Origin of the sequence: Photorhabdus akhurstii (assembly GCF_019090985.1) — a bacterium.
GTDB lineage: Bacteria > Pseudomonadota > Gammaproteobacteria > Enterobacterales > Enterobacteriaceae > Photorhabdus > Photorhabdus akhurstii.
This window is the reverse complement of record NZ_CP020335.1, coordinates 2,202,785-2,220,993: the sequence shown is the minus strand read 5'-3', so window position 1 is coordinate 2,220,993 and position 18,209 is coordinate 2,202,785. Positions and strand designations below refer to the sequence as shown.

The window sequence follows — 18,209 nt, the reverse complement described above, 5'->3', positions numbered from 1 at the left end:
ACTGTCTTCTGTATGGACATCATTTGACATTCTCAAAGATATAAACTGCACTGGCTTCAGACGCAGAGCCAACCTTCATTGAAATTACACCAACCGCCAAACTCGTCCCCGCCTTATTCAGGCCGACAACCCCGCCAAAACTATCTAAATTGTCTGAATTACCTGAAGGGTCCAAAATCTCGATAGGTGTTTCTATATTCCACTGATCATTTAGACAGGTATAAACATACACCCTGGAAGCCGCCCCCACTGCCAGACGATATCCCGCATCATTCAGTTCGATAGCGCGTCCAAAATACGTTACATCACTTGCAGGAGCCGAAAACTTAATGGGATTTTCTGTATCCCAGATCCCATTTGTGCGCGTATACAGATAAACCTTCCCATCAGTAGGGTTATAATAATCCGTATCTCCCCCCACAGCCAGACGATCTCCTTCTGCATTCAGGCTAAAAACCCTGGTAAAACCACGTAATTCACCTTCAGGGACCCTGAACCTAATAGGGTTTTCTCCATCCCAGATCCCATTCGTACGTGTATACACATAAATCGTGCTTGAATAACCATACACCGCCAGACAATTTCCCGAGGCACTCAGGCGGGCCATCCCGCCAAAATCATAAGAACCCGTAGGAATCGGAAGCTGAATGGGGTTTTCTGTATCCCAGATCCCATTCCTGCGCATAAATATAAGGAACTGAGAGTAGTATGTTCCCCCAGCCACCAGACAGTCTCCTGCGGCGCTCAAGCTGACATTCATACCAAAGTATTGGGCAACCCGCGGAAACACAATGGGATTTTTTGTATCCCAGACGCCATTCGTGCGCGTATATACACGAACCACAGAGGGCGAACTGTTTCCCAAAGCCAAACAATCTCCCTCCGCATCCAGACTGACATCCCATGAAGAGAGATAATATTCTGTCGCATAAGCCTCAAGTACAATAGGCTTGCTTGTATTCCACTCACCACTCTTTCGACGCGTATACACACAGACTTTATTGTTCATCCCAACCGCTAAACAGTCTCCTGCTGCGTTCAGGCTAACAGAAGTGCCAAAGCGCTCATTCTCTTTGGGGAAGGGAGAAACAATTCGCGTTATCATGGTGCGCTTCAAACCCAACACCTGCGTGATCTCCATCCGCCCTCGCCGCGATAAACTGAAAAAATCCGCAAATTGAACCTGCCGATCGGCATCCAATTTCAGATATCCTCCGCCATCAAAAAAGAGTCCCCCTTCTGGTTTCAGTGATAAGGCCAAAGCACCCTGATTAGAGTTTAACCCGCCAGAATGCTGAGTGTTGAGGGTCAGTTTTCCTTTGTCATCTCGTTTCAGCCCCGCGGTTGGGCCATCACCCTGAGCGCCATCAATGATTTCATATGTTTTATATGCTTCATCAATCAAATGGGAAAAGGCTTCCGGCATGAGCCGCACACCAGATTTAAAACTCGCTTTCAATGAGTCCACAGTACTAATTTCTTTATCAGTTATCATAATTTCCTCGAAAGCTGTATTAAACAGTCGCTGCCATCCGTTCTCTGTTCTCTGCTTTCTGTCCTCCGTCTTCTATTTGACATTCTCAAAGACATAGACTGCACCGGCTTCAGATACAGAACCAACCTTGGCTGAAACTGCACTAACAGCCAAACTTGTCTCCCACCTATTCAAACTGACAGCCTTACCGAAACCATTTAAATTGTCTGAATTACCTGAAGGGTCCAAAATCTCGATAGGTGTTTCCATATTCCACTGATTATTTAGACAGGTATACACATACACCCGGGAAGCCGCCCCCACGACCAGACGGTTTCCCACATCATTCAGTTTGATAGCGCTGCCAAAATACGTTACGTCACTTGCAGGAGCCGAAAACTTAATGGGACTTTTTGTATCCCAGATCCCATTCGTGCGCGTATACAGATAAACCTTCCCCTTAGTGGGGATATCATAATCTACCCCCACCGCCAGACGATCTCCCTCTGCATTTAGGCTAAAAATCCAATTAAGATTGAGTGAACGATTTTTAGAGGCAATGAGCTTAACGGGTTTTTTTGTATCCCAAACTCCATTCGTGCGGGTATACACATAAACTGTATTGACTTGAGGATAATAAGAATAATCGGCGCTATACACCGCCAGGCAGTTTCCCGAGGCACTCAGACAAACCCTGGTAAACAAGTCAGACGAGATAACCAACTTAATGAAGTTTTCTCTATCCCAGATCCCATTCGTGCGTGTGTATATATAGGCAAAAGAAGAGTCGCCCCCCACCGCCAGGCAATCTCCTGTGGTGCTCAAGCTGACATTCACACCCCCAGAGTCTCTATATTGCTCTTCCATCAGAAACACAATGGGACTTTTGGTATCCCAGACGCCATTCGTGCGCGTATACACACAAACCTTCGCTTTTCGAGCGTCAATTAAATATCCCACCGCCAGGCAATCTCCCGCCGCATTCAAACTGACATCCCATGAAAAACTACGATATTGAGCTTCATCATCCTCAAACACAGTGGGCGCACTTATATTCCACCCACCCTTCCGGCCCGTATATACACAGACTTTATTATCCATCCCAACCGCTAAGCAGTCTCCCGCCACGTTCAGGCTAATAGAAGTGCCAAAGCGTTCATTCTCTTTAGGGGAAGGAGAAACCATACGCGCCATCATGACACGTTTAAAACCCAACAACTGCGTGATCTCCATCCGCTCCCGCCGCGATAAACTGAAAAAATCGGCAAACTGAACCTGCCGATCGGCATCCAATTTCAGACGCCTTCCTCCATCAAAAGAGAATCCACCTTCTGGCTTCAGTGATAGAGCCAAAGCCCCCTGTTCAAGGTTTAACCCGCCAGAAAGGTGAGTGTTGAGAGCCAGTTTTCCTTTATCATCTCGTTTCAACCCTGCGGCTGGGCTATCCCCCTTACTGCCATCAATGATTTCGTATGCCTTATACGCCTCATCAATCAAATGGAAAAATGCTTCCGGCGCGGGCGGAACACCGGACTTAAAACTCGCTTTCAATGAGTCAACGGTACTAATTTCTTTATCAGTCATCATATTTCCTCAAAAGCCGTATTAAACAGTCGCCGTCATCTGTTCTCTGTTTTCTGTCCTCTGTCTTCCTTCTATTTGACATTCTCAAAGACATAGACTGCACCAGCTTCAGACACAGAACCAACCTCGGCTGAAACTGCACCAACCGCCAAACTCGTCTCCCACCGATTCAAACTGACAGCCTTACCGAAACCATTTAAATTGTCCGAATTGCCTGAGGGGTTCAAAATCTCGATAGGTGTTTCCATATTCCACTGATTATTTAGACAGGTATACACATACACCCTGGAAGCCGCTCCCACTACCAGATGGTTTCCTACATCATTCAGTTTTATAGCGCTGCCAAAATACGTTACGTCACTTGCAGGAGCCGAAAACTTAATGGGACTCTCTGTATCCCAGATCCCATTCGTGCGCGTATACAGATAAACCTTCCCCTTAGTGGGGACATCATAATCTACCCCCACCGCCAGACGATCTCCCTCTGCATTTAGGCTAAAAATCCGATTAAAACTGGATGAGTTATCTTTAGAGGCAATGAACTTAATGGGATTTTCTCTATCCCAAACCCCATTCGTGCGGGTATACACATAAACTATGTTGGAAATATACCCCGCCAGACAGTTTCCCGAGGCACTCAGACAAGCCGTGGTAAAGTAAGATAAATGAAAGGGGTTTTCTGTATCCCAAATCCCGTTCGTGCGGGTATATATATAGGACCTGGAGACGCCGCCCACCACCAGACAGTCTCCTGCGGCGCTCAAGCAGACATTCGCACTAATAGAGTATGCATTTTGATCTTCCATCGGAAACACTATGGGATTTTTGGTATCCCAGACGCCATTCGTGCGCGTATATACACAAGCCCTCACTTTTTTAGCATCCATGTAGTATTCCACCAGGTATCCCACCGCCAGGCAATCTCCTTCCGCATTCAAACTGACATCCCAATAACTACGAGATTGAGCTTGATCATCCTCAAACACAGCAGGAGCACTTATATTCCACTCCCCCTTCCGGCCCGTATATACACAGACTTTATTATTCATCCCAACCGCTAAGCAGTCTCCCGCCGCGTTCAGGCTCACAGAAGTGCCAAAATGTTCATTCGCTTTAGGGGAAGGAGAAACCATACGCGCCATCATCGCACGTTTAATACCCAACAACTGCGTGATCTCCATCCGCTCCCAGCGCGATAAACTGAAAAAATCCGCAAACTGAACCCGCCGTTCGGCATCCAATTTCAGACGCCTTCCTCCATCAAAAGAGAATCCACCGTTTGGCTTCAGTGATAGGGCCAAAGCCCTCAGATCAAGGTTCAACCCACCAAAATGATGCGTGTTGAGGGCCAGTTTTCCGTTGTCATCTCGTTCCAACCCTGCGGTCGGGCTATTCCCTTTACCGCCATCAATGATTTCATATGCCTTATATGCCTCATCAATCAAATGGAAAAAGGCTTCAGGCGCGGGCGGAACACCGGACTTAAAACTCGCTTTCAATGAATCAACAGAACTAATTTCTTTATCCGTCATAATATGTCCTCAAAAGCCGTATTAGACAGTCACCGTCATCTATTCTCTGTCTTCTGTTCTCTGTCATCTGTCATCTGTTTTCTACCTCCTGTGCCCGCATTCAATAACAACTTGGCAATTTGTTTCTGCGTCTCCTCAGGAAGCAATTTAAAAGCTTGGGCCGAAACCGCTACAGTCCCATCCACCGACAACACCCCAGATTTATCTAACATCAATCCCCCATCGAGCTGTAGCTTTAACGCAAGCCCTTTCGGTTCCAACGAGATGCCATCACCAACCTTAACCGCCAAACGGTTGTCGATAACCTGCAACCCAACTCCCGGATGATAAGTTTGATCACTATCCCGCCAACCAAAAAGCTGTCGCCACAACATGGCCCAGTCAATCAGTGAATAAAATGCCGCCTCAGTCGGGATCTTGCCAGGGGCGAAGTGAGCACTAAGCTGGCTAACCGTTTCATCTGTTATCTCTTTTGCCATCGTTTTTTCCTCATTCAGCTAGTCGTAAAGGTAAACTTTCCCTTCTCCACTCTTCCAGCCACTGGCGCCAATCGCTAACGTATTGCCGTCACCGCTAAGACAAATGCCGGCGCCAAATTTATGGTTTAATTCCCCATCCACTGCCAGTAATCTGCCCTGCATAATCCATTGTTCATCCTGATAGCTAAACCACCATCCTGCACCGGTTTGCACACCTGTGTTATCTTTACCAACAGGTGTTGACACCACCAGTATCTGACCGTCGCCACTTAAAGAGAGTTCGCTGCCAAACCTTTCCCCGGCAGTCACCGCTTCTCTCAGTATCCCCATAGCTTGCCATGCATTACGGTAACGCTGGTACAAATAGACCGCACCAACATTATTCTTCTCTCCCGGACACCCTACCGCTAAAATATCGCCGCTATCGCTCAGGCTAAGACTGGCGCCAAAACTGTCATTGCTGATGGTTAAAGGCGAAGTCAGCGAATTGAGTGGCGGTCGCGGCTGCCAATATTCCCCGTGACGATGAAATACCGTCACTTCACCATTACCATTACGCCCTGTTGCCGCCACTGCTAAGGTTGAACCATCGGCACTCAAGCTCAGTTTGACGCCAAACATATCGCCCTGTGCCGGAGAAGCTAAGGTCAGACGCTCACCAAGCTGTGACCATTTCTTCCCGTCATACTGATAAAGATACACTGCGCCACAATTAGTCAGTGAACCCGATCCCCAGCCATAAGCACCTACTGCTAATAGGGTGCCATCTGCGCTCAGGCTCACAGAACAACCGAAATGCTGCTGAACGTTCGCCTCACTAAGCCAAAGTTTGGCCGATTTCTCCCACGCGCCATTTGACAATTTGCGATAAATAAACACTGAACCATGCCCGCCATCACTGTTGCGGTTATCAATGCCCACCGCGAGAACATTACCGTCTCTGCTCAGGCTGAGCGCTCTGCCGCCATAACCACTAACGTAATCAGCGAATTGCTGCCGCCAACCGTTATCGGTATAAGAAAATAGATATACGGGTTCCTTTCCTTCTGCCCCACTAAGCGCGATAGTTTTCCCATCGCCGCTGACACTGACAACAGAACCAAGGTTTTTATTGTCACCGTTGGCCGGCAAGTCAAATGCGGGCAACTGCACTGTACTCGCTGCCATCTCCCCAGCATGGATCAGCCAACGGTAAAGTTCTCTTTGTTGTTCTTCCGTAAAACTCTCAAACAATTCCAGCGACAATTTAAAGTCGGGACGTAACCCCAATTCGCCATTAATAAACTGTAAGCCGCTGTTCTTATCAATATTGACAGCAATTTCACGGTCTTCTCCGATATGCACCCCATCACCGGGATTCACTAAGAGTAAATTCACTTCATCTAGATCCCGGTTAAATCCTGCCCCTGGATTATTATCGATCTGACCTGGGTCCAGCCCAGCTAAACGCCGACCTTCCGCCGCTATTTGCACCAATTGAGTATAATTTTCACTTTTCGGCATGGAATATAATTTAAACCAGGATTTAACTTCCTCTTTATCCAACAACTTATTCTCGCTGAATGTAAATATCTTGTTGTGAGCCATTAATACCTCCAATGCAGAATGACAAATAAATTAACATTGTTACACGCCGTTCTATTCTTTTATTTTCGAGATAAACAATATTCTGGCTTTATCCCCCTCTTAATGTTTCTCTTCATTCTAATTGGCCGCTTTATCGGTAAATTTTGCCGAATCGTCTGGCGTGGCGATATATTTACCCCCCTAACCGGGCATTCCTTCTCTGGGTACAAACAGCACCTCTGCGGCTTTTAACTGTTCGTAGTCTTTCTTACTCCAGAAGAGTTCTTTATCGGCAAACTTCGCCAAATCGTCGGGCGTGGCAACATGTTTAATCCCCACACCACGTATTTTCTCTGCTGGTATAAACAACACCCTCACAGCTTCCATCTGTTTGTAGGTTTTCTCATTCCAGTAACCTTCTTCATCGACAAATTTCGCCAAATTATCGGGTGTAGCGACATGTTTAACGCCCAGACCAGGTGGAGTTTCTCCCGCGGGTGTAAACAACACTTCCGCAGTTTTCATCTGTTCATAGGTTTTTTCATTCCAGAAGAGTGATTGATCGGCAAACTTCGCCAAATCACTGGGTGTGGCAACATGTATCACGACAATATCTTCTTGATATAACGGCGGTTCGGTGGACATAATGTTCCCCCTATTAATAATGTCAGACCTTGGTTATGTGTTATATACCCGTCATCTTTCAAGCTGCCTCTTTGTTGGCTGCACTCGCTCACCCCGGTCACATAGTTTGCTATGCTCCCGGGGATTCACTCCCTTGCCGTCGCGATGCAACTTGAAATCCATAGGGTATAACTGAAACTGCCCTCGGCAGACTCGCTTCCGATAACACTTATTTAATATTCAACTTGACTACGTTATTCGTTTTTCGTGTGAAACAATCAGATATATTTAAGCATTATATAAAAGTGAATTTTTGCCAGCCATTTAATAAAATTTTAATTACTTTTTTTTAAAAATCTCACATAAAAAAGTATCGTTTAAACAATATCCCACTGGTATCGCAATAACTATTTTAATTCAATTAGATTTAAACTAATCAACCAAGGATTCTATTAGAGCAAACATAATAATCAATGGCACTTATAAATGTTACATATTTATGCCAGGCTATTTCATTGCTACATAATAAAAATATTTTACAGATTAAACCAAATACAATAATTAAAACTGATTTTTTAATATAATCAACAACCCATTTAAATGGAGAAATTTATAGATAATTATAAAGAATTAAAAATATAGAGATTTAAAATTAACAAAATATAAAAATAGAGTTCATCTTCCTGATTTATATATTTGATAATAGGACTGGTAATATGAAGTCTGAGAGTTACCTGACGTTTTATTTAAGATTTTAAATCTATACCAAAACCGGTAACTCTCAATTTTTCAAGGTGCTGTATCAGCTCAAGTTGCGCTTAATACACATGAAATTAATCGATCATTTCCCAAATATCTTGGTTTTGGCTGGTATTCCATCTGAGAATTTTGTACCACCCCAATCTATCTGATTAGGCGGTATACCGAACTTTTTCCATGTCAAATTAACCGGTACTCCAAGTATACATGCAGCAATAAATCGATGTTGACCATCCATGATATGGGTAAGCCCTGTCCGACTATTATGCCAGACAACAATTGATATTGGATTTCCCTTTGTTTTGAAGTTTGCTATTTTTTCGTCAACAACTTTTTGAAAAACTTCTGCCTGAGCGGGTAGTGGTACGGAATTCCCAATATCTCTTCGTCCTACAGGGCTGCCTTTTAATATTGATGTGTCATATGTCCCCTCATTTCCTTTTAGTTGAGGTCCGTTTGCTGTTTTTCTTAATGTTACGGGATTTAACATATTTTTATACATATTTAACTCTCATCCTTTTGAATTGTTTAGGGCATCCGATATTACTGAATTTTCCTTTTTCGTCACCCAATTTTGTGTATTATTTTTTATCTTTCCTTTATCATTCTTTTATTCAACATTCGACTATTTAGCCCGTTATTTATTATTCTCACTCCGTATGATTTGATCTGTTTTTGAGCTATTTAGAAAATTTTTTAATATCAGCCAGGATATAAAATCATCATTTATTAATTTGAAGTAAAAGGCATATTGGAAATAAATAAAATATAGATTATATCCATTATTTATATCAACATAGCGTAAAACCAGCACAATTAATGCACTGGTTTAGCGATAAAGTATTTTAAATAAAATCATCAATAATAGTGAATAAAATTACTGAGCTATTCCTGTTATACGATTTTTACTGACTCTAATTTTTAAAATCTTACTTTGAGCAAAGGCGTCATAAGCAATATTATCATGTCTTACACTGGTTTTATCAATCCCTACACATCCCGAATCATCCGAGTTTAAGCTCACAAACCAATACCAATTATAACCCCAGTTATCTACAGAAAAAGCATAAACTAATTTTCCTGTATAATCACCGTCAGCAGGCAGGTATTTTAAACAAGTAAAATCGCCTGGAACAGCTTCCTGCTCTATTTTATCAGCCGATGCTTTTTCAGCTGCTACTCCTGTTCCAGCAATTAAAGATAAAAACAATCCTGCAAGAACACTCACTTTTTTATTTATCATAACAACCCCTTATTCATATTAATTAACTTTGCCAAACTTCTGCTAGATATTACCTATGCAATATCCGTTCATCTATATTAAAATAAGGAAAATACTGATAACTTAACTCAATCAGAAGGAGACCATAAAAATCAATTAATAATGATTAGAAAAGTGATAATTATCACAATGAGATTTTAGTTAATTATTTTATTAAGCCTATTTATCCACTTCTAATTTTGCCTCTGTCATAATTAAGCTAATATTAAACTAGGGGAACCCGGCATTGATATTATTCATTTTAATGATTAAAAATGACTATTAATATTGGAAGATGATTATAAGTGGGCCATTTTTTAAATGACCCACAATTAATTCTATTGATACAACTACCCGTTACCACCAATGGTCGCTGTCATACGAATTTGACGGTTATCACTGATTTCAAGATTAGATAAAACCACTAATTGAGGCAAAGTTCTACGCAAGAAACGCGACAACAGCGGGCGTAATGCATGATTAACCAACAGTACCGGAGGCGCGCCCAGCATTTCCTGACGTTGTAGTGCTTCCGTCGCCTGTCGTTGTAAGTTATCCGCCAATCCCGGTTCCAGACCTCCGCCATTTTGTAACGCCTGAATTAACAAACGTTCAAGGCCAGCATCCAATCCGATTACCTGAATTTCCTGCGCACCGGGGAACCACTGCTGAGCTATTGCTCGGCCAAGCGCGATTCTAACCAAAGATGTCAATTCATAGGGATCAGTTTGCCCTGGCGCATGTTCAGCCAAAGTTTCAATAATCGTCCGCATATCCCGGATGGGTACTTGTTCGGACAACAGATTTTGCAGCACCTTATGCAAGGTTGTCAGATTAACAACATCAGGAATAAAGTCTTCCGTCAGTTTCGGCATCTCCTGACTGACTCGCTCAAACAGTTGTTGCGCTTCCTGACGACCAAATAACTCATTCGCATATTGCGTCAACAGGTGATTCATATGGGTCGCAACCACCGTACTGGCGGCAACCACCGTGTATCCCTGAACCTGAGCTTGTTCTCTGAGGCTGTCATCAATCCAAACCGCAGACAGGCCAAAAGCGGGATCTTTCGTGATATCACCTTGCAATTCCCCTACGGCTCCACCGGGATTAATCGCCAGCCAGCGCCCCGGATGCGCTTCACCGCGACCAATTTCTACCCCTTTCATCAGAATACGGTAGCCCGCCGGAGCCAGTTCAAGGTTGTCTCGGATATGAACAACCGGCGGTAAGTATCCCATCTCTTGGGCAAATTTCTTACGAATGCCGCTGATTCGCCCCAATAACTCACCATTCTGCCGAAAATCAACCATCGGGATCAGACGATATCCCACTTCCATACCCAAAGGATCTTCAAGCTGAACATCAGACCATGAAGCCTCCGATGCCTGTTGTTGCTCTTCTATTTTTGGTTTCTCTGTATTTATCGTCGGCGTATCAGTACGGCGATATAGATACCAGCCAAGACCTGCCAACGCCACAGTAAATAACAAGAAAACAAAGTTTGGCATTCCCGGTACCATACCCAATAATCCGAGAACACCGGCACTCAACATCATTACTCTGGGATTGTTGAACAGTTGAGTCACCATCTGCTGACCAACATCCTGATCCGTTGCTACACGGGTAACAATCACACCGGCCGCAGTCGAAATAATGAGAGCCGGTAACTGGGCAACCAGACCATCACCAATGGTTAACAGGGTATACGCTTCTCCCGCATCCCCCAGACTCATACCATGTTGGGCCACACCAACAATTAAGCCGCCAACGACGTTGATAACTAAGATCATCAATCCCGCAATCGCGTCGCCGCGCACAAACTTACTGGCGCCATCCATCGAACCATAAAAATCCGATTCTTGGGTCACTTCCGCCCGGCGTTTCTTCGCTTCGTCTTCACCAATTAATCCGGCATTTAAATCGGCATCAATTGCCATTTGTTTACCTGGCATGCCATCTAGCACAAAACGGGCGCCCACTTCAGCAATTCGCCCTGCACCTTTAGTAATGACCATAAAGTTAATCAATACCAAAATGATAAATACCACAATCCCGATAGCGAAATTGCCACCAACCAGAAAGTGACCAAATGCTTCTACAACGCGCCCCGCCGCCGCAGAGCCAGTATGCCCTTCCAATAGAATGATACGGGTTGAAGCTACGTTAAGAGATAAGCGTAATAACGTGGAGAACAGCAAAATGGTCGGAAATGCGGCAAAATCCAGCGTACGCCGGGTAAACATCGCCACCAGCAATACCATGATTGATAGTGCTATGTTAAATGTAAACAGCAAATCAAGCATGAATGGCGGCAATGGCAATACCATCATCGACAAAATCAAGAGGATCAATACCGGCCCGGCAAGCATTTGCCATTGCGAGCCTTTCATATTGCCCGGTAAACGAAGTATAGAGGCCAGATTAGCCATGACGATTATTTTCTCCAGCAAAATCCAGTGCTGGCGGCACTGGCAGATTTTCAGGTTTCTTCGGCTTCAAGCCGCCTTCCCGTTTCCAACGTTTCAGTTGATAGACCCAGGCAATGACTTCCGCGACGGCTGCATAAAGTGTCGCGGGAATATGCCCGCCGACTTCACTGTGACGATAAAGTGCTCTGGCAAGCGGCGGCGCCTCAAGTAATGGAATGCGGTTCTCTGTACCTATTTCCTTAATACGTAAAGCAATTAGCCCCGCCCCTTTCGCCAATACTTTTGGCGCACTCATCGCTTTTTCGTCATATTTCAACGCAACAGCATAGTGAGTTGGGTTGGTGATAATCACATCCGCTTTCGGTACATCCGCCATCATACGCTGACGGGCAGCCGCCCGTTGTTGCTGACGGATACGCGCTTTAACATGTGGGTCCCCCTCTTGTTCTTTAAATTCATCCTTTATTTCCTGCCGGGTCATTCTCAGTTTTTTCAAATGGCTGTATATCTGGTAAACAACATCAAAAGCCACCATCGGTATCAACATGAAAACAACCACATAACCGGCGAAGATCAGCATTTGCATAGCATCATCCAGCGCCAACAGTGGCGGTTGAGCTATCAGCCTCAACATGTCGGGCCAATTCATCCAAAGAAACAGAGCGGCGCCAATGCCGACAAATCCCGCTTTAAGTAGTGCTTTGAATAATTCCGCTAACGCATTCATTGAGAAAATACGTTTCAGGCCAGAAATGGGATTTAATTTTTTCGCATCAAATTTGATGGATTTGGTACTGAACACTAATCCACCCAATAGCGCCGGGGCACTTAATGCAACTAACACTAATCCAGCAAAAACCGGCAACAAAGCCAAAACAGCCTGTTGCAGCAACCTGCCAATCTGTTGAACCATCTGTTTATCATTGCTGACCATACTGTGATCAAAGTTAAACCCTTCAAACACCATCAACGACAATTCATGCGTCATGGACTGACCACTCATCCAGAGCAAACTTAGGCCACTGGTCAACATCAATATAGAACTCAGCTCTCTGGAGCGGGCTATCTGCCCCTCTTTTCGAGCTTTTTCCCGCTTATGGGGCGTGGGTTCTTCTGTTTTCTCAAGATCGCTATCTTCGGCCACGGCTTTCCTTGTCAGATTCCTAAACGCTATCGCTCAGAAAATATGGAATCAAATAGCGGTTAGCATGACAAAAGAGAAAAAATCCGATGGCTGGAACAATGAGAAATTTGACCGGGTATTTGCGGGATAGAGCTAGCCGCAAAAAATTCGATTTTATTTTCATTAATTTCTGAACTTTTCTATATCTCTTTAACTCAAATATATTGCATTACTGATCAATTATTACCTTTTAAGTTGTAACGATACGATAATTATTTTAGTTAAACAAAAGATTAATGTGGTTAGTCAAAGGGGAAGTGAAGCAGATGGCAATAGGGTATTACCTGCTCGTTGGTGACAAAACCACCTGCGGCGGACAGATTATTACTGGTGATCACACCATGACATTTAACGGGCGAGCAACTGCGCGTGAAGGGGATAAAGTTACCTGTGGTAAACATCCCGGCACTTACACGATTGTCGGCGGCATATCCGACATGTTTGATATGGGGCAACGATTAGCCGGCACACTGGACAGTGTGAGTACCTGCCCTTGTCGGGCCAGGTTTATTAACTCGGTTATGGACAGCTACGAGAAGCAGGAACAACCTCGTCAACAACCTGCTCATATGACAGCGCAGAACTTCTCGTCACCGGTGAAGGAAGCGACAACAGTTCAGCACACGCCTCCACCGGTGACACAGGCACCTCCTCCACCGATCCCGGTATTTGCCAAATCTCGTCAGCGAGGCAAAGGCTGTACCGATGCCGGTACAGAAACAGAACCGGCAAATAATTTCGGTAGGATGGCGATATATCAGGTTCAATCATCACCCGCGCCAGTCACGGAACCAAAGCCTGAACAGCCTCCGCAAGGCAAGAAACACCCACCAGAACAGGATAAGCCGCAGGATAAAAAGTTACCTTGGTATAAACGGTGGTTTAGCGACAGCAAAGATAAGGCCGAAGCCGCTGCGACTGCTGTAGCTGCAACGACTCGCAGCGCGGTGGCGGATGGCGAAACGCTGGTGATGCGTTACATTGGCGGTGGCACTAGCAGTGCCGGGCGCTGGCTGGCGGCGCCGAATCCATTGACAGTCGGACTAATGGGGCTGTTTTATTCATCGGGACTAAATGAAGGTGAGGAGGATTACTTAAACGAATATCATCTTAGTGAAATTGCCAGTCAGTATGGTAAAGCACCGACCCGTGTCCGTTTTCGCTGGATCAGAGATGAAGAAAGCGGCAGGATGACAGTTCAGGGGTATCACGTCAGCCCGGAAAGTGGTCTGGATAAAGTGCCGGTTCATATGATGAAACTGAATCCGGCCACCGGTAATTATGAGTTCTGGGAACCAGGAGAACACCGGCCAACGATTTTATGGACACCAAACGAGCAGGAATTCAAAGTTCCACCCCATACCGGGAATGAGGAACAGCCATTTATTCCGTCGCAGATAACCGTATTGCCGATCCCGGATAAAGTCGGCAGCGATATTGAATCGTTGCCAATGCCGGAAGAGAAGGATTTTCGGGATTATATTCTGATACTCCCCATCCCAAATATGCCACCGGTGTATGTGTATTTGAGTAAGCCGCCGGTGAAATTGTTTGAAGTGGATTTATATAGAAACTTTACTGGGAGACTAAGGAATGGAACACATGCAGATCATATGCCTTCGGCTGCTGCGGTTCAGGCTTACTGGAAAAACCTTTATCCAGAACTGAAACCCAAGCAACTGGAAAGATTATCAAAAAATGTAGCAGCCATAATTATTCCTGCTGATGTCCATAGAAAACTCAGTGCGACCTATGGGGGACGTAATACCCCTGAGCAAATACGACAGGATGCCAGTGACTTACGGGGAGCTGTCGATCGAGATTTTAATACGATAATGCCAGCATTACAGGAATATGGTGCAACAGAACGTCAACTCGAAGAAGCTAGAGTAAAAATGCATAAACTAAATCAGGAACAGAGGTTATACAAATGACAGTAAATATAGAATCATTAATAAACAGTTTGGGGAAAACGTATCAGGAAGTCTTTGATGCGGGACTCATTCCCTATAAAACCAAGCCAACAGGAAATTTTGGCACTGAATATATATCTCTAGATATGGTTAAAGAAGGTGTTTATCTTGCTTTTAAACGGAAGGATAAAATTTTATTTGATGTGACACTTACTCTACTAGATAGTGATAAACCATCATATACATTTCCAAATGAGTTACCATCACCGCTGATCTCACATATGTCACGTCAGTGGATCCATGAACAATTCGGATTGCCTGAAAAGTCAAAAGAACCAAAAGTGATAATGAAAGAAGAGTTTGGATGGGTTGATTTGTACACGATACTAGATTTTCGTATACCAACTAACATGCAAGTTGATTATGATCTATTAGAGCGCGTTAAAGAAGTGACATTTCTACCCACCTCAGAAGTACGTTGGTAATCAATAAAAGAAGTGGTTTTTCTTGAAGAGCCAATTCATTAATCAACAACTTAAAAGGTTAAATTGAAGATGAATTGGCTTAATTAAGAAAAGAGGTTATATAAATAATGGCGATTAACATTGAAGCATTAATTAATAGTTTAGGTAGAACTTATCAGGAAATCTATAGTGAAGGATTAATTCCTTATAAGAATAAGCCGAGTAGTTTTCCAGGTGATCCTGATATTCATATTGATATGGTGAAAGAGGGGATTTTCTTATCATTTGAACGGAGTAGTAAGATACTAAATGAAATTACATTAAGGCTACTTAGAGAAGATAAAACTTCTTTTATATTTCCAAGTGAATTACCATCACCATTAAAACCTTCTATGGATAGAAGGTGGATTGAAAAAAATTTAGGGGCTCCGATTAAATCAATACCACCAAGGGAAATTTTAAAGAGGCAATTTGGTTGGATAGATTTATATCGTTTTACAGACAAAATCAGTATGAGAATTTCTTATGATTTACGTGAGCAAGTCAAATCAGTGACATTCCTACCTACTTCAGAAGTGTGTTGGTAGTCAATATAAAGAGGAGATTTTTCTTAAGAGTCAATGCATTAATTAATAGTTTAAAAAATTAAACTGAAAGTGAATTTGAATTGACTCAATCAAAAATGGAATAAGCAATTAAATTTTGGGCAGAAAAAAAGCACCCTCCCCTCAAACTATGCTCGCCATTTTTCATCCGCAAATTGTATTTTAGTAAGTCCATCAATACCTTCTAGAAAATAACTAAAACGCTCGCTTTTACCAATATCCAAACGCAAGCAATGCAAACAGTTCAATCATATATTCTCCCTTAAGTGGGATTTGAGCTTTTTATAGAGTGCGTCGGGCGCCAGATCAGCATCATTCGGCCAGCACACTGCGCCACACTCATCAACACGCGCTTGGGCAAAGAATTTCTGCTCTTTCAGTGGCTCGAACATGGGTCCGAACAACCGATCTGCGATGCACACTTCTCCATAGGTGCCATCATCGAACGTCACCGCCAAGGTGTATTCTGGCTTTATTTCCACTTTCGTTACTCTGCGCATGATAATCACTTCAGCGGTTCAATCTTGTTGAGAGGCTGATGCTGTTCAGCCAGTTGCCAGTCATTCAGCAGATCCTGCCTGTGCTCAACCGCCCATTCGATGACCATAGCCTTTGCTCGTTTGGGCAATGAGCCTTCCATAACCTCCAAAGTTTCAATTGAGATAATAGCCTCATATTCACCGTAGCACTGAGATTGACACTACTCAACTATTAAATACGGGATATAAATATCGAGAAAGGGAATCCCTTTAGTTGGTTCATCAATCCCCAAATACGGATACCCAATATTTCTCAGATAGAACATTCACGACACTGTAGTGTGCAAGGATTAATGTTAAATGTGTTAGAGGGACAGATAAATTATTGTCACAAAGAGAACAAAGTCACTGAATATTTCCTGCTTAGAAATGGATATGTTAGTAACGGCTTAACCAGAACTCAGGTTATTTAAGCTATTTCCCATTCCGAAACTCATTACTACCACTCATTGAAATTATTTTCCAATTTAAATATTAGATTAAAATAATTTCAATAGTCATTTCCATCTTTATCATTACAAAAAACATTATCTCTAATATATTCCTCCATTTTATTTTCAGTAAATTTCATATTTCATAGGCTAGTACCTGATCCCCTTCATGAGATGCTCATATATATTAATTGAAAAAATATTATATCATCCTTTTATCACTCAAATTACTTATCCTGATCTATAATTATCTTCATGAATATAATCTTAGATACTTTATCTCTGGCAGAATATCATGGCATTCACGCAACTCACCAAGCACTAGCACATGTTTAATTCAATTTATCCCAAGTTAAACCTTTAATTCTTCTGGGGTTCCTTCCCTATATGGCACCAGCGTCGTCCTATCTCGCGAATCAACCGCACAATGATTATTACCGACAACAAGCATAACCAAATCGCTAGTTGCTTTAATCGCGTGATCTATTTGTCCATTCACAAAATAACAAACTCCAGGCTCTATTTCATGCTTTTCACCCGCATAAATAACATAACCCGTTCCTGATAGTACAAATAAGATATGATGCCCTAAGTGAGTATGATTCTGCATCCCTTCATCTTTGCTGAAACGAATTAGATCAGCACCAAAGCCATCAAACGAAACTAATCCCTCGCCCGTTCCCATGCTGTTTACCATTTTATGACTTCTAGCCATTGTATCGACAACGAGATGTTCACCGTTCCAGTGACAAAATCTATTTTTAATAAATTCCATATTACTTTCCTTTTATCTCTATAAATAAGATTTTATTTTAAAGTAACTATCATCTCTCTTTATTAATTGAAATAACACTATCTCTCTATCAAATAAATAATATTTCCCAGTAAAATTTCAATCATCACCAAATTATATCGATAAAGAAACCAACTGGTTATTAACAATATATCAAACAGAAATATGTAATTCCATAGTAGTATTTTACAAATATTCACTTTGTGATAACAATCACTGAAAAACGATTATTTTAAATATCTTTGTAGAAGATAACCTAAGTTTAAAATAATACCAACCAAAAATTAGGTTAATTACATTATTAAGCCAGGACAATAATGAAACTAATTAAATTAACCTTAACCCTCACTAAAAATAACTATTTTAAAGATGTATAAACGCAATTTCTTTATTTTAGTACAGCAACTAAAATATTCATTATAAAAATACCCTTTAACTGCTTGAGCATCGTTTTAATTAAATACTAATTTCTTAGCCAAATCCGCCGAGGCTCCTCTTTCAATGCAAATCGGAACATAAGACAAACAAAACAAACCCCACAACCTCTTTCGAGATTGTGGGGTTTCCACT

Annotated in this window: 15 protein-coding genes and 2 pseudogenes; 4 read left to right on the top strand and 13 right to left on the bottom strand. The window is 42.8% G+C overall.

Going from position 1 to position 18,209, the window contains the following annotated elements:
* Positions 1-19: 19 nt before the first annotated feature.
* The 10 genes from B0X70_RS09630 to flhB form a co-directional block, all read right to left on the bottom strand.
* Positions 20-1,495, bottom strand: a complete 1,476-nt coding sequence (locus B0X70_RS09630) for a WD40 repeat domain-containing protein (protein ID WP_040152413.1) — start codon at positions 1,493-1,495, stop codon at positions 20-22.
* Positions 1,496-1,567: 72 nt separating this feature from the next.
* A complete protein-coding gene (locus B0X70_RS09625; protein ID WP_217471390.1) occupies positions 1,568-3,061 on the bottom strand; it encodes a hypothetical protein in 1,494 nt (497 codons plus the stop codon).
* A 68-nt stretch (positions 3,062-3,129) separates the two neighbouring features.
* On the bottom strand, positions 3,130-4,593 hold the full coding sequence (locus B0X70_RS09620) for a hypothetical protein (protein WP_181150200.1): 1,464 nt from the start codon (positions 4,591-4,593) through the stop codon (positions 3,130-3,132).
* Between the two features lie 32 nt (positions 4,594-4,625).
* A complete protein-coding gene (locus B0X70_RS09615) occupies positions 4,626-5,069 on the bottom strand; it encodes a hypothetical protein (protein WP_217471389.1) in 444 nt (147 codons plus the stop codon).
* An 18-nt stretch (positions 5,070-5,087) separates the two neighbouring features.
* The gene (locus tag B0X70_RS09610) at positions 5,088-6,656 is read right to left on the bottom strand and encodes a WD40 repeat domain-containing protein (protein ID WP_217471388.1); all 1,569 of its coding nucleotides are present in this window, start codon (positions 6,654-6,656) and stop codon (positions 5,088-5,090) included.
* A 180-nt stretch (positions 6,657-6,836) separates the two neighbouring features.
* Positions 6,837-7,280, bottom strand: coding sequence for a hypothetical protein (locus B0X70_RS09605; protein WP_217471387.1), 444 nt, complete (start codon positions 7,278-7,280; stop codon positions 6,837-6,839).
* 820 nt (positions 7,281-8,100) lie between these two features.
* Positions 8,101-8,520 carry a hypothetical protein gene (locus tag B0X70_RS09600; protein WP_105399066.1) on the bottom strand — a complete coding sequence of 140 codons (420 nt, stop codon included), beginning with the start codon at positions 8,518-8,520 and terminating at the stop codon, positions 8,101-8,103.
* 375 nt (positions 8,521-8,895) lie between these two features.
* Complete coding sequence (locus B0X70_RS09595; protein ID WP_040152400.1) at positions 8,896-9,261, bottom strand: hypothetical protein; 366 nt, start codon at positions 9,259-9,261, stop codon at positions 8,896-8,898.
* Positions 9,262-9,629: 368 nt separating this feature from the next.
* Positions 9,630-11,711 (bottom strand): flagellar biosynthesis protein FlhA, encoded by a 2,082-nt coding sequence (flhA, locus tag B0X70_RS09590; RefSeq protein ID WP_217471386.1) that lies wholly within the window; start codon positions 11,709-11,711, stop codon positions 9,630-9,632.
* Positions 11,704-12,855 (bottom strand): flagellar biosynthesis protein FlhB, encoded by a 1,152-nt coding sequence (gene flhB, locus B0X70_RS09585; protein ID WP_036807372.1) that lies wholly within the window; start codon positions 12,853-12,855, stop codon positions 11,704-11,706. The genes flhA and flhB overlap by 8 nt, the downstream gene beginning before the upstream one ends.
* Positions 12,856-13,160: 305 nt before the next feature.
* Between flhB and B0X70_RS09580 the strand changes: the two genes are divergently transcribed.
* The 3 genes from B0X70_RS09580 to B0X70_RS09570 all read left to right on the top strand — a co-directional run bounded on the left by B0X70_RS09580 (position 13,161) and on the right by B0X70_RS09570 (position 15,858).
* Complete coding sequence (locus B0X70_RS09580) at positions 13,161-14,828, top strand: S-type pyocin domain-containing protein (RefSeq protein ID WP_217471385.1); 1,668 nt, start codon at positions 13,161-13,163, stop codon at positions 14,826-14,828.
* Complete coding sequence (locus tag B0X70_RS09575) at positions 14,825-15,292, top strand: DUF6392 family protein (RefSeq protein ID WP_046397165.1); 468 nt, start codon at positions 14,825-14,827, stop codon at positions 15,290-15,292. The genes B0X70_RS09580 and B0X70_RS09575 overlap by 4 nt, the downstream gene beginning before the upstream one ends.
* Before the next feature lie 107 nt (positions 15,293-15,399).
* Entirely contained in the window at positions 15,400-15,858 is a 459-nt protein-coding gene (locus B0X70_RS09570; RefSeq protein ID WP_046397163.1) for a DUF6392 family protein, read from the top strand.
* Between the two features lie 266 nt (positions 15,859-16,124).
* Here the strand turns inward: B0X70_RS09570 and B0X70_RS09565 are convergent, their stop codons facing one another.
* Together B0X70_RS09565 and B0X70_RS09560 are read right to left on the bottom strand one after the other, a co-directional pair.
* Positions 16,125-16,376, bottom strand: coding sequence for a DUF2442 domain-containing protein (locus tag B0X70_RS09565; protein ID WP_046397162.1), 252 nt, complete (start codon positions 16,374-16,376; stop codon positions 16,125-16,127).
* A 5-nt stretch (positions 16,377-16,381) separates the two neighbouring features.
* Positions 16,382-16,549 (bottom strand): annotated as a pseudogene (locus B0X70_RS09560) (DUF4160 domain-containing protein); the annotation flags it as partial.
* Between the two features lie 87 nt (positions 16,550-16,636).
* On the opposite strand from B0X70_RS09560, the pseudogene B0X70_RS25105 reads away from it, so the two are divergent.
* Positions 16,637-16,808, top strand: a pseudogene (locus tag B0X70_RS25105) (IS982 family transposase); the annotation flags it as partial.
* A gap of 390 nt (positions 16,809-17,198) precedes the next feature.
* Here B0X70_RS25105 and B0X70_RS09555 read toward each other — a convergent pair.
* Positions 17,199-17,621: a cupin domain-containing protein gene (locus B0X70_RS09555; RefSeq protein ID WP_217471383.1), complete on the bottom strand. Its 423-nt coding sequence runs from the start codon at positions 17,619-17,621 to the stop codon at positions 17,199-17,201.
* Positions 17,622-18,209: the final 588 nt, after the last annotated feature.